The 13,867-nt window shown below is 38.0% G+C and carries 10 protein-coding genes, 1 pseudogene and 1 CRISPR repeat array; of the genes and pseudogenes, 2 read left to right on the plus strand and 9 right to left on the minus strand.

The window, feature by feature from the left end:
• The first annotated feature begins 17 nt into the window (after window positions 1-17).
• The gene (locus HPS54_RS06325) at window positions 18-1,190 is read left to right on the plus strand and encodes a restriction endonuclease subunit S (protein WP_172344619.1); all 1,173 of its coding nucleotides are present in this window, start codon (window positions 18-20) and stop codon (window positions 1,188-1,190) included.
• On the opposite strand, the gene HPS54_RS06330 is transcribed toward HPS54_RS06325, so the two are convergent.
• On the minus strand, window positions 1,183-1,737 hold the full coding sequence (locus tag HPS54_RS06330) for a restriction endonuclease subunit S (protein ID WP_172344620.1): 555 nt from the start codon (window positions 1,735-1,737) through the stop codon (window positions 1,183-1,185). The two genes, HPS54_RS06325 and HPS54_RS06330, sit on opposite strands and share 8 nt — an antisense overlap.
• 43 nt (window positions 1,738-1,780) lie before the next feature.
• Here HPS54_RS06330 and HPS54_RS06335 point away from each other — a divergent pair, with 43 nt between their 5' ends.
• The gene (locus tag HPS54_RS06335) at window positions 1,781-2,302 is read left to right on the plus strand and encodes a restriction endonuclease subunit S (protein ID WP_172344621.1); all 522 of its coding nucleotides are present in this window, start codon (window positions 1,781-1,783) and stop codon (window positions 2,300-2,302) included.
• Here the strand turns inward: HPS54_RS06335 and HPS54_RS06340 are convergent.
• The 8 genes and pseudogenes from HPS54_RS06340 to HPS54_RS13000 form a co-directional block, all read right to left on the minus strand.
• Window positions 2,295-3,455 (minus strand): restriction endonuclease subunit S, encoded by a 1,161-nt coding sequence (locus HPS54_RS06340; protein ID WP_172344622.1) that lies wholly within the window; start codon window positions 3,453-3,455, stop codon window positions 2,295-2,297. The genes HPS54_RS06335 and HPS54_RS06340 overlap by 8 nt on opposite strands.
• A 261-nt stretch (window positions 3,456-3,716) precedes the next feature.
• Window positions 3,717-5,162 carry an ATP-binding protein gene (locus HPS54_RS06345; RefSeq protein ID WP_172344623.1) on the minus strand — a complete coding sequence of 482 codons (1,446 nt, stop codon included), beginning with the start codon at window positions 5,160-5,162 and terminating at the stop codon, window positions 3,717-3,719.
• Window positions 5,163-5,177: 15 nt separating this feature from the next.
• Complete coding sequence (locus tag HPS54_RS06350; protein ID WP_172344624.1) at window positions 5,178-6,731, minus strand: type I restriction-modification system subunit M; 1,554 nt, start codon at window positions 6,729-6,731, stop codon at window positions 5,178-5,180.
• 2 nt (window positions 6,732-6,733) lie between these two features.
• A complete protein-coding gene (locus HPS54_RS06355) occupies window positions 6,734-7,480 on the minus strand; it encodes a GIY-YIG nuclease family protein (RefSeq protein ID WP_172344625.1) in 747 nt (248 codons plus the stop codon).
• Between the two features lie 4 nt (window positions 7,481-7,484).
• On the minus strand, window positions 7,485-8,141 hold the full coding sequence (locus HPS54_RS06360; RefSeq protein WP_172344626.1) for a hypothetical protein: 657 nt from the start codon (window positions 8,139-8,141) through the stop codon (window positions 7,485-7,487).
• Between the two features lie 13 nt (window positions 8,142-8,154).
• Complete coding sequence (locus tag HPS54_RS06365; protein ID WP_172344627.1) at window positions 8,155-10,983, minus strand: type I restriction endonuclease subunit R; 2,829 nt, start codon at window positions 10,981-10,983, stop codon at window positions 8,155-8,157.
• A 14-nt stretch (window positions 10,984-10,997) separates the two neighbouring features.
• Entirely contained in the window at window positions 10,998-11,297 is a 300-nt protein-coding gene (locus tag HPS54_RS06370; RefSeq protein ID WP_172344628.1) for a helix-turn-helix domain-containing protein, read from the minus strand.
• Between the two features lie 586 nt (window positions 11,298-11,883).
• Window positions 11,884-13,399: direct repeats of the CRISPR family, unit length 36 nt; unit sequence GGCTATAAGCCTTATGTAATTTCTACTATTGTAGAT.
• A 12-nt stretch (window positions 13,400-13,411) separates the two neighbouring features.
• Window positions 13,412-13,744, minus strand: a pseudogene (locus HPS54_RS13000) (leucine-rich repeat protein); the annotation flags it as partial.
• Window positions 13,745-13,867: the final 123 nt, after the last annotated feature.

Here is a 13,867-nt window from a genome sequence, read left to right on the forward strand (position 1 = left end):
ATAATTAGAGAAATATAATGAGCGATGTTCCCCATTTGAGATTTCCGGAGTTCAGTGGGGAGTGGGAAATATGTAAAGTGTCTGAGCTATTGGATTTCTATTCAACCAATTCTTTAAGCTGGGAGCAACTTGAATATGGAACGAAAGCCATGATGAACTTACATTATGGACTAATTCATGTTGGGCTTCCTACTATGGTTGATTTGACAAGAGATAATTTACCCAATATCAAAGAGGACAATATGCCCAAGAACTTTGAATTGTGTAAAGAGGGTGATGTGGCTTTTGCAGATGCCTCGGAAGATACGAATGAAGTTGCCAAGCCTATTGAGTTCTTTGACCTTGCAGAAAAAAACATTGTATGTGGATTGCATACAATTCATGGACGTGACAATAAAAATAAAACTGTTATCGGCTTCAAAGGATATGCTTTTTCGTCATATGCATTTCATAATCAGATTAGACGAATAGCACAAGGAACAAAAATCTATTCCATCAGCACAAAGAATTTTTCCGAGTGCTTTATTGGCATTCCATCCAAAACAGAGCAGACGAAAATAGCCACGTTCTTGCGACTTATAGATGAGCGCATCTCTACCCAAAACAAAATCATTGAGGATTTGAAATTACTAAAGTCCGCAATTAGTTTGAATGTACTTCATTCCGATACATGGGAACAATTCAAAGTCAAAGATATAGCCCAAATAGGGCGTGGTAGAGTTATTAGCTCCATAGAAATTAGCCAGCAAAAGAGCCCTACATATCCAGTATATTCCTCTCAAACATCAAATGATGGTATTATGGGCTACCTTGATGATTATATGTTTGAAGGTGAATATATCAGTTGGACCACTGACGGTGCAAATGCAGGAACTGTATTTTATCGTAATGGAAAATTTAATTGCACAAATGTTTGTGGTTTGTTAAAACTTATAAAAGGGTTTGATACTCATTTTGTTTCATTGGTTTTAGCGGAAGCGACAAAGAAATATGTCTCAATAAACTTAGCTAACCCAAAACTTATGAACAATACAATGGGTAACATTCAAATACGTTTGCCCAAATTAGAAGAGCAAAAAAGAATATCCATCGTTTTCAGAGTGTTACAAAGACTATGGACTATACATAATAGTTTGCTCACCGAGTATATAAAGCAGAAACAATATTTGCTCTCACAGATGTTCATATAAACATTTGTGAGAGCTGGTACTGCTTTTCATCCTCATATTTTACCTTTGTATTTTCTTCAAGAGCCAACTTGTTATCTAATGAAGCCATTAGAGAGGCTATTTTATTTTGCATTTCTTTTGAAGGTAATTCAACCACAAGTGACGCTATTTCTGAAATATAATGCCTTTTGTGTTCTTCGGATTTTAGCTCTAAATATGATAGATATTCAAACATAAACCGAAGATTTACATTAGGTTTTGCTGTAAGTATCTTTATTGCTGACGATTTTACTTTAAAAGGGAATGATACATATTTTGCATCCATTGTAAAATCATCAAAGATTATGCACTCACCCTTTTGATATATACTAAAATCCTCGTCTGTATAACCCAAAACGAAACCTTTATTCGCAGTTAAAACCGGAATTAAGGTCGTATCTGTGGAGTATTCATCATTGGTAACAATATATGCCGTAGGTTGTTCATAAGTAAGAAGTTGATTGATTTCCAAACTTTCTGTATGTTCTTCTTTTAATGATACAAACACCTTTTTTCTAATTGCGGACATTTTAGTTTCTCAATCCTTAATCAAAGGACTAAGAGTTTGTTGTATGCAAAGAGTTTATGGCAATAACGTGCATTTAAGCGAAATTGCACAAATATATCAGCCGCAAACAATATCTTCAACAGAATTAACAGAAGATGGTTTTCTTGTATATGGGGCAAATGGTATTATTGGTAAATATAAGGATTACAATCATGAAACGGAACAAATTTGTATAACTTGTCGAGGAAATACTTGTGGCATAGTAAATTATACAAAACCAATGTCTTGGATAACTGGAAATGCAATGGTGATAAATACAGATAAGTATCAAGATAAGGTGTATAAGAGATATTTATATCATTTTCTCTCTACGTATAACTTCAATAGTATAATTTCTGGCTCTGGACAGCCGCAAATAGTACGTACCCCATTGGAAAAGTTAAAAATAACATTGCCCCCTATTTCTGAACAAAAACAGAAGGCAATGATTCTTGATAGAATTCAAGACAAGATAGATATTAATCATAAAGTATTAAATCTTTATATACGTCAAAAGCAGTATCTGCTTTGTCAAATGTTCATATAAACATTTGGCGGAGCAAGTATTGCTTCAAATAATTATAAGAATCATACTGTGCGATTTGAATTGATAGTATTCTTTCCAAAGATTGCATTAGGTTTGCGATGAAACTCTGCTCACTTTTACAAGGTAAAGGCAGCCTTAAATCCGTTAGAGTTGATAGCACTATATAAGGAGTGTTGCTTAAACTCTTTTCTATTGCAATTCTTTTGGGCAGCAGTACTTTCAAAGCCCATTTAATGTACTGGATATTTTCGGAGAACAAGTCTAATACATAAGTCCTTTGGTAAGCATTAAATTTTCCCTTATAATAATTGATATATCCCAAATTAGCACCATTCCCAGAGATTAGTAAAGCTTCTGTATCAAAAGCAAAGTTATCAATTTTGAATGGTTTTTCTGCACAAGTGAAAAAAGGATAAATTCCATTATCTACCTGTGCATTTGCATCAAGTTTGCCTGTTGTAATTTGACAAATATCACCAAGTTTTACATATGTGATTCCACTTATTGATTCTTTAATGCAATGCTGTGCAATTCCTTTGATTAAGGACTCGTATTTCTCAATGATTTTGTTTTGGGTAGCTATTCGTTCGTCAATGAGAGATAGAAATCCAGCTATTTTTCTCTGTTCTTCAATTGATGGAAAATATAATGATATTTTGGATAATCCTTCCTGTCCAATATTGAAATGTTGTGCTCCTGCCCCCATCTTGCAAGTTCTTTTGCGCGCTAATGGCGTAGCAAGCAAATACTTAAAGAACAAAGGAGCATAATTGCCAATTTTACGACCACGAATAACAAAGCCTCCATAAATGGCGGTACGATTATCCATGTACACATTAGCTCGTCCTACATCCTCCAATGTTTCTGAGCTACGTTGGAATAGCACATCTCCGTCTTTCACTCCAAAACATTCTATTTCTTTTTCAGTAGCATTGACCTTGCCACGAATATTGTCATAATTGATAACTCCTTCTGAAAGAATATCCATCACCGAAATGAATGGCAGTCCACTTCCAATACGTTTAGCGTCTGGATTAAGACCATTCTTAAACTCCAAATATTGAGAAAGCGTATGCTCTTCCCACTCCCCACTGAACTCCGGAAATCTCAAATGGGGAACATTAAGGACTTTTTTATCTTTATTTTCTGCCATAGTCATTCTTTATTTTTTATGAATCTGATTACGTAAACTGGTCGCTGCTTGCTACGGGTTATTTGTGTTCGTTCCAAAACTGCAACAGACTGTTGCAGAAATTACCGTATTCGACCAACTTAATATTCTCAGATTTATCATTGCTGTCTTTTATAAATTCTCAGTTACATGCCGGTTACACAAAACATTCCTTGATATTCAGCGTTTTATAATTGCTACCGCCAATCTTTACCCCTCTCAGTTACATGCCAGTTACATGAATTATGCCCAATAAGGTATATAGTTATGCCTTGAGCCACCATCAGGATTTTCCTCTTTAATCACCCTCGCTTCCAGCGCATCTTTGATAATACGTGAGGCCATAGGATAGTTCTTGTCTTCGATTCCCAAACGGGCACGAAGCGACTGGTTATTCATTTTGTCATTAGAGACATACCTCAAACAAGCGTGTTGATAACAAGCCCTAACCCTTTCGTTCTTATCTATGTCTGCAAACTTGCGGTATGAGAACACCGTTGCTGTAGTTCTGCTTTCCTGCACTTGAAAACGAAGTGGCGGCAATTGAAATAGTTCGATGCTGAAAATCGTTTTATCCATACCGCTACCTTTTTCCTCACAGATACCCATTCTCCTCATGATGTCTGCAAGGGAATCGTTGCGTGACTGGTATTCGTCAATAAAACGCTCTACACTGATAAGAGGTTGTCCGGGATTAGATATTTCTATGCGGTCGGAATAAATCTCTACCATCGGAAATCCCTGCTCTGCAAAATCTTGGTGGATAAGCATGTTGGCAACCAACTCTCTTATAGCTATTTCTGGGTACATTCTTGCATCTTTCCGAAGAGCCTGTCCGATTTCCTCATTTGCTGGAAGTTGGCTGTTTATCCATGAAACCATGCTCTCAAAGCCTATTGCATAACCTTTATCAAAGACTTGCTCACGTATCGTTTCCAATTTGCTCTTACCCTTATACACTATAACCCTGACAACCTTACGTTTCAGTCCATCAAAATCTCCAAGGGATTTTGCAAACAGCAACGCTCCGAGTTCTGTAATACTGTAGCCGACCTCGTCCTGTTGTATAAGGCTTTCTGAAACAAAACGTTCCATAATGCCTTTGGTATCTTGTGGCAGAGGGATGTGCATCATATCAAAATAGGTCTCAGCACTCAAAAGAGTAAGGACTTCTTGGGAGGACAGTCCTTTTTTGAGTAAGATTTTCTCCAATGCTTTTTGTCCTCCCTTCCATATTTTGGCTTCTTTGGCAGGAAAATCCTTGAGCTTTCTGGTAATAGAACCAACTCTGACATACGCTTCATGCAGGAAACTCACAGGTCGGTTTACTGTAGCCGGAATTTTGAAAATACAAACATGACCGCAGTCCTCGTAATCAAAATCGTCAATTACCTCAAAATCAATACGGGGATTAAGCCTTGTTGATAGCCAAGACTCCAGTTCTTCATTGCCTACCATCTTTTGCTTGCCGTATAGGTCTGTTCCAATTATATCATGACTATTGTCATCTACCCCATATACGATATATCCGAAAGGCATATTGCATAAATAGGCACTATTAGCTAACGCAGAAATACGTTCACCTATTTCTTCTTTAGAATGGAAGTTGTGTTTAAACTCTATCCATTCTGTTTCTTTGGGACGAGCTACAAGTGCATCAATCAATTTTTTGAAGTCCAGATATTCCATGAGCCAATTATAATTTTATTCCACTATTCCCAATTCTTTCAGATATACCTCAATCTCCTTATCCAACTCAGCACGCTTGGCTTCCAGTTCCTTGATTTCAGCCATTACCGCCTTGATGTCGATAGGTTCTTCCTCTTCAAAGGTATCTACATAACGGGGAATATTCAAGTTATAGTCGTTCTCTTCCACCTCCTTTAAGGTTGCAAGATGACTATACTTTTCTATTTCCTTACGGTCACGATAGGTTTCCACTATCTTTTGGATGTGCTGCGGACGGAGCTTGTTCTGCGTCTTCACCTTCTCAAACTCCTTGCTGGCATCGATGAACAGGATGTTGTCATCCTCTTTACGGCATTTTTTGAAAACGAGAATGCAAGTCGGAATGCTCGTGCCATAGAATATGTTGGCTGGCAAACCGATAATAGCATCAATATAGTTTTTCTTCTCTATGAGGAAACGACGGATGACACCTTCCGCATTACCACGGAACAACACACCATGAGGAGCCACACAAGCCATCGTGCCACCCTCATTCAAGTGGTAAATCATGTGCAGAATGAAAGCGTAGTCGGCAGTCTTCTTCGGTGCAAGCCGTCCTGCCTTGCTGAAACGATCATCATTGTTGAACTTGTCGGTAGCACTCCATTCGGCAGAGAACGGAGGATTTGCGACAACAGCATCAAATTGTGTTTCACCAAAAGCATCCCATTCAAGCGTATCGCCATTCTCAATTTTGAAGTTGCTGAATCTGATACCGTGAAGCAACATATTCATGCGTGCGAGATTATAGGTTGTAGGATTCTTTTCCTGTCCGTAAATATCCACAGCCTTACCGATACTTGCAGCACGGAGCAACAAAGAACCACTACCGCAAGTTGGGTCATAGACATTGCGCAAACGTTGGTGTCCGATAGATACAATCTCTGCCAAAATACGGCTGACTTCCTGCGGAGTATAGAACTCTCCGGCTTTCTTTCCTGCACCGGCAGCAAACTGAGAAATCATGTATTCGTAGGCATCGCCCAAGATGTCTATTTCTTGTGATGCTTCAACACCAAAATCTATGTCATCCAACGCAAGAAGGACATTGCTGACGAGGGTATTCTTGTCATCGGCGGTCTTTCCCAATTTAGGCGAAGCCAAATCTATATCGGAGAACAATCCTCCGAAATCTTCCTCACTGTCATGCCCCAGTGTGCTATCCTCAATACGTTTCAAGGAACGTTCCAATTTTGGAAGGATGTTTTCTTTTCGTTTGATTGCCTCTATTACTGACGAAAACAAGAACTCTGGCTCTATGAAATATCCAATGTCTTCCAAGCATTGTTTCTTGGCTTCTTCTTGTAGTTCAGCAGCATCGGCATCATTCATTTCCCACAATTCCTTAAAGGTAACATCATCGTCAATCAAGGCATTGTTCATGTAAACCTCAATTTTCTCCGACAGGTACTTGTAGAAAATAAAGCCCAAAGTGAAATACATGAAATCACTGGCTGACATATTACCGCGCAACTTGTTAGCTACTTCCCAAAGTTGGTCACGGAGTTTCTGTTGTAATTCTTCGCTCATAACTATTTTATTTCTTTAATTTCATAACCAAATTTATTGGCAAGTTCAAAAATCCTACTTATATTGTCTTTGCCATGCTGTGATGAAACAACAAACGTCACCCCATCATTAGAAATAAGAATATCTTTTTCAAACCATCTTTTATGCGTGTCAGAAGTTTGACTTTTCCATTTATTTACTTCTTCAACTGTTTTAATTAAATGTTTTGGCAATAGATTGACCAACTCATTATAATTAACAGGATTGAATTTGACATAAACACGAATTATCTCTAAAGCCAATCTGCCTTTTCCATAAGAGCCGACTCCATTAAGTGAGTATTTGGTATAGTCTTTCCCTTTGTTAGTACATTTTTTTTGCAACTCATTTTGAACAGATTGGGATATAGAATCACTGTACACAGGTTCGTTATTCTCGTATTCTATTATTACGGCATCGTCTATGGTTTGTGCTATTTCTTTGAAAATTTCAAGTGCCTTTTGTGGGGCGACATTAAAGAACTCCCTATTCTGTCGAATACGGTAATTCGTCAGATTGTCAATAATATGATGCACAAGTTTTTCAACCTCGTTATATTTTACCGTTTTCATTGTGGCGAATATCTCGAAAGGCAAAGGCACAGCCGTATTGTCAAGCTCTTTAGACCGTATATCTACAGGTCGAGCACTTTTTCCGATTTTTACCCAATCCTCACGAAAACTTGGATTGGTTAAAATGTACACATATCCAGCTCCAGCTATATTTTCCATATTCTTATTCCGCTTTCTTTATCATTAAAATATCACCTAAAGTAACTCTATATGCTTGCGTTCTCGTGATACAAACATATGGATATTCCGACTTTTCATTTTTATGAGAAACATCAATAATACAATTCCAACAACTGTATTTTGGGGCTTCCTCTCCAGGATCCAAACATAAAATTTTGGTTATTTTATCGGAATCGTCAGTGATTTCATATCCAACAGCAAGCAGAGCATGAGCACCTTCTTTGAAGTCGGTTGATATTATAACAGGACTTTCTTTATCTATGAAATCCGCTATTGCGTTGATTATGTCATCATCTTCTTTGGGATTTTTCCTAATTGCATCGAGGTTAAAACTTGATTCTCTTATCTCCCTTGCCATGGAAATAAAAGAATACCCCCTTCTAACTAATCCTTGCTCTTCTAAGAAATGACTTAAAAATTTCCCTTTGCAGGTTCGTCTGTCAGGATTGGCATATACCTGCAAATCCTCATTTGTAATAACTCCAATGCAGAGCATAGCCATTGCTAAAGAGTAAACAGCACACGCTCCATCCATATCTCCTTGCCTTTTATGTAGAAGAATATATTTCCCATTAGCGTCTTTTACACGGACACCTTTAGAGTCAAGTTTTATAGAATTTATTATCTTTATTGAACTCATATCACTATTATATTTAGTCCCAGCTAAAAGTACGGATGATACCTCGCAACCTATCCAGTATTCTTGTCATCGCTTTTCGGGTCTTAATCAAACCAAGATGCTTTTCCTTGAGAGCCTTTTGTATAATTTCAGGTTGCTCTTTCTGAAGGTAATCATACTCTTTCAAGTAATGGTTAAGCACGTCAGAGGAAAGACCTTCATCTTGTGCCAATGATTTTACAGCCTTTTCTCGCTCTGTTGAGATATAGCTGTTCAGACGTTCTTCCAGTTCACTTGTACCATCCGCTTTTTTGCGTTCAGCCATAAAGTTATCCTTGTCCTCATCTACATTCTTTTGGATGAAGCCGTCAATGAGTTTCGCCTTACTACGCATTTCTGCATCCTTTATCATAGTGTCAATAATATTCTTACGCCGCTCCGCATAATCATTGCTGTATGGATTAAGATTGGCTATGAGTTCAAGGATATAGGCTACATTGATAATGTCGCTGTGCAGGAGTTCAAGGCAGAAGTCAATATCTTCCAATCCCTGACTATCACCGTATGGAACAGGGTCTTCTGCAACCATTGAAGAAGCTACAGGAGGTTCTATAAATCCCACTGTAATGTCAAGATACTTGCTTTTATAGTCATTGAATTGCTGTTCGGTCATGCCGAGGTCATCCGCATCATCTGTGTAGTCCTCATATATCTGGATTTCTGCATGTTTACGGATAATGTCACGAAAAGCCAACACGAAATCTTTTTTGTCTTTCTCGCTCTGCAACAGGTCAATGCTGTTTGGTGCTGGATATTTCTGCAAGAAATCAGTAGTCAACTGTTGGTATTCCTTTTTCACTTCCTCAAATGGAGGACGAACAATATCTTCGGGATTGTTAGAATTACTGAACAGCCTAATAGACGTGTCAACATTGCTTTTTAAGTCGCGGAAGCAAACTATTTTGCCAAAACGCTTTTTCTCATTCAGCACACGGTTTGTGCGACTGAATGCTTGCAAAAGGCCATGATACTCCATGTTCTTATCCACATAGAGTGTGTTGAGTTTCTTACTGTCGAAGCCTGTAAGGAACATACCCACAACCAAGCAGAGGTCAAGCGACTTCATGTCCGCTTTCTTCTTTTTCATGCGCAGGTTGATGTCATCGTAATATGCACGGAAATTTTCGGTAGAATAGGCGGTGCCGTACATCTTATTATAATCATCTATGATGGCTTGCAGTTCATCAGCTTCACCCACGCTTTCGCTGACAAACTGCCCTGTACCCATACCTGTCTGTTCGTCATCTTGGCTGTTATTTGCTCCGTATGTAAACACTGCTCCTATACGGATATTCGGCTTCAAGGACTTGAATATCTTATAATAACGTATGAGCATTGGTACGGACTGCACCGCAAACAGTGCATCAAACTCACCGTCAAATGTGGATTTATTGAAGTTGTTGAGAATGAATTTTGCAATTTCTTCCATGCGGTTGGCATTGCCTTTTTCCACATCCTCATTTCCATGATAGTATTCCACAAGGAAGCCCAGCACGTTTTCATCAGCAATGGCATCCTTAATGAGATATTTGTGGAGACAATCTCCAAAGACCTCTTTTGTAGTATGTCCGTCCACTGCATTTTCGGTAAAGATAGGCGTTCCTGTGAAACCGAACACTTGCGCATTATCAAAGAACTTCATTATCCGCTTATGACTGTCACCGAAATGGCTTCTGTGACATTCGTCAAATATAATCACGACGCGGGAATGACGTATGGCTTCTATCTTGCTGCTATACCACGTCTTGCTAACGGCGGCATTAAGTTTCTGTATGGTCGTGATTATTATCTTTGAATTGCTGTGCAACCGTTTTACAAGTTCGTCTGTGTTATCCGTACCATCCACGGCATTCGGCTCAAATGCCTCATATTCTGATTGAGTTTGAGTGTCAAGGTCATGACGGTCAACCACAAACATCACTTTATCTACATCGTCCAGTTCGGAAACAAGTTGGGCGGCCTTGAATGAAGTCAAGGTCTTTCCGGCTCCTGTGGTATGCCATATATAGCCGTTATCATTGGAATTCTTTACTTTATCCAAAATCTTCTCCACTGCATAGAACTGGTATGGGCGAAGTACCATCAAGCATTTGTCACCCTCATGAAGCACTATGTATTTACCGATGATTTTACCAAGAGTGCATTTCTCCAAGAAAAATGCGGCAAACTTATCCAGTTCGTTAAACGGAATATTGGCAGCATCCGTCCAGTTGAAAGTGAATTTATAGCCACTGTTAGGGTTGTTGGCAAAGTAGCGCGTATTGACACCATTGGAGATAACGAATAACTGGATATAATCAAACAATCCGTGGAATGATGTCTTATGGTAACGCTGTATCTGATTATACGCCTGTTTGAGTTCTACACCCCGGCGCTTCAGTTCAATCTGCACCAATGGCAGACCGTTTATAAGAATGGTCACATCGTAACGGCACTTCTTACGACCCTCTACCGTGATTTGATTGGAAACCTGAAATTCATTCTGACACCACTGTTGCCTATTCAGAAATTCCACCCAAATACGCTTTCCATCTGCCGTGTCAAGCGGATAAAGGTCGCGGAGTTTTTTCGCCTTTTCAAACCGCGTGCCGCCCTCGAGGTGAATGAGTATCTTTTCAAACTCCTCATCTGTAAATTCAGTACGGCCATGTTCTGCTAACCGTTTACGGTTATGCACCTCCAACTGCCTTTTGAAATTGGCTTGAAGATTTTCCTCCTCAGCAATTTGGACATATTCATAATCCATCTGCTGAAGTGTAGCGATTAGTCCGGCTTCCAACGCCGCTTCACTCTGTATAGACATATTCCTTTTACTTATTACTCATTTTTATTCAGCCCTTTGATAATCTCGATACCCAATGCGTTTTCTATTTTACAAATGGTTTCCAGTGACATGTTCTTTTGCCCTTTCAGCATCTTGGATATATATTGCTGGGTGCAGTTCATTTTCTCGGCAAGCATCCGTTGCGTCATGCCGAGTTCAGACATCCGCCTTGACATAAGGACGGCAATAGCCTGTAAGTATTGCGCCCAATCCCTTTTATCTTGCCCGACCTTGACGTCTTGCGGTTCGGCTTCCAAAACTCCGCAAGGTATCTTGCATGTCACTGTATTCATTGAAACGATTGTATTGCTTTATTCAGTTGCAAAGGTAGCACAAATATTCGAAATTACACAACTCCCGGGTTGTTGTTTCGTAGAAAGAAACAAAATGCCATGCCTAAATCAAAGATTTAGGGAAGTAGAGACTTGTCGTCTCTCTATTCATAATGGTAATGAACTTCCATGTTGTTAATTCCTATGTTCTACCATAAGAACAATATTTCTCCATTTGTTTGTTGCCAATTTGTTACGCATGAATTATTTACCTATATATCGCTATTGATTATCAGAGTGTTATAATTTGTACAAAATCAATCATATTGATAGTGTAATCATTTTTGATGTGTCAAGTGTAAAACTGAAGAAGTATGGTAATGCGATTCATCGTGATAAAGATATTGTATATTTCTAAATCAAAAATGTGACATAAATGCAAACCATGGTCTCTACATATAAGGCATAGATTCTCTTACACCTTGATTATCAAAGAATTAGAACAAATACATAACATAATAGACAATACCCACCTTAATTATTCTTTTCTTTTTTATATTTAACTATTTGATAATTAATAAAATAATTGTACTTTTGCAAAAGTAAAGGCTATAAGCCTTATGTAATTTCTACTATTGTAGATTACGAACAGCGCTTGTTGTTGTGCATTGTGGCTATAAGCCTTATGTAATTTCTACTATTGTAGATTTTCAAGCTGCTGCTCAAAGTGAAGACTGGCTATAAGCCTTATGTAATTTCTACTATTGTAGATGTTATTATGTTGATTTATAAAAAGATGCAGGCTATAAGCCTTATGTAATTTCTACTATTGTAGATAATGTACTTACCTTTGTATGTAGATTTTGGCTATAAGCCTTATGTAATTTCTACTATTGTAGATAGAACGAGCCTTAACATCAGCAATCTGGGCTATAAGCCTTATGTAATTTCTACTATTGTAGATTTGGAGATGTGTTTGCCGACATTGCTGGGCTATAAGCCTTATGTAATTTCTACTATTGTAGATTCAAACGCACTCTTGATGATCAGATTGCTGGCTATAAGCCTTATGTAATTTCTACTATTGTAGATGTGTGTTGCGGTTCGGTAAATTGACAAGGCTATAAGCCTTATGTAATTTCTACTATTGTAGATGATACCGAATTTCTTAAACGTACTATTGGGCTATAAGCCTTATGTAATTTCTACTATTGTAGATGACATATAAACCTCCTTTTGTTGAATAAGGCTATAAGCCTTATGTAATTTCTACTATTGTAGATGCTTAATGACCGTATTTCACGTGCTAAGTGGCTATAAGCCTTATGTAATTTCTACTATTGTAGATTTAAACGTACCCTTGACTCTCGTATTGCGGCTATAAGCCTTATGTAATTTCTACTATTGTAGATTGCCCCTGTATTCCTTTATCGCAGGCGCGGGCTATAAGCCTTATGTAATTTCTACTATTGTAGATGGAGTAGCTATCGTTTACAAGAGCACTACGGCTATAAGCCTTATGTAATTTCTACTATTGTAGATGACTACTTTCTTACATCTGAGCATTATCTGGCTATAAGCCTTATGTAATTTCTACTATTGTAGATTTGATATGTACGGAGTTGTTTAGATATATGGCTATAAGCCTTATGTAATTTCTACTATTGTAGATTTTATATCCAAATCCTTTGCCATAACCAGGCTATAAGCCTTATGTAATTTCTACTATTGTAGATTATTGTGTATGCGAGTACGGTCCCGTCCGGCTATAAACCTTATGTAATTTCTACTATTGTAGATAAAGCGGTAGATTTGACACTTTCACCGGGCTATAAGCCTTATGTAATTTCTACTATTGTAGATGGATGCAGTTAGCTCTAAGAATAATAGTGGCTATAAGCCTTATGTAATTTCTACTATTGTAGATTAGCAAAATCAGACTGACGCATCTGGTCAAGGCTATAAGCCTTATGTAATTTCTACTATTGTAGATTCAGCGACCATGTCGGCAAGTTGGTTCATGGCTATAAGCCTTATGTAATTTCTACTATTGTAGATATAGTGACATAAGCAGCGGTCTGCATCGGGGCTATAAGCCTTATGTAATTTCTACTATTGTAGATATAAAGACATACATAGAACGCACTCTCTCCAATGCTTGTCACGGAGTTGGGAATGGTGATGCTTGTAAGTCTCGTGCATTTGCTGAACGCAGAATTTCCAATGCTTGTCACACTATATTTTACCGAATTATATTCTATTTCTTCAGGAATTGTTACATTTCCGCTATAAGAGTCGTAATTGTAATCTTTATACGTAACACTTGCGATCCTATTCGTTTCATTTAAGTTATAATATATCCCGCCAATACAAGCATCATAAGCCCAAATAGCAGACGGCAATGCTGTCAGCACAAAGATCAACTGTGCTTTTCTTAAAAATGTTTTCATTTTATTATTATCTGTCATTGCTGTCCCATTAAAATCCAAAATAGTTCTTTGAAATGTTTGAAATTTAGTTAGTTACAGAGATTTTTCGAGCGCGACGATTTCACGACGATTTCATTTGATACCTTTGCCGCCTATAACAAA

The organism is Xylanibacter caecicola (genome assembly GCF_013166515.1).
Classification (GTDB): domain Bacteria; phylum Bacteroidota; class Bacteroidia; order Bacteroidales; family Bacteroidaceae; genus Prevotella; species Prevotella caecicola.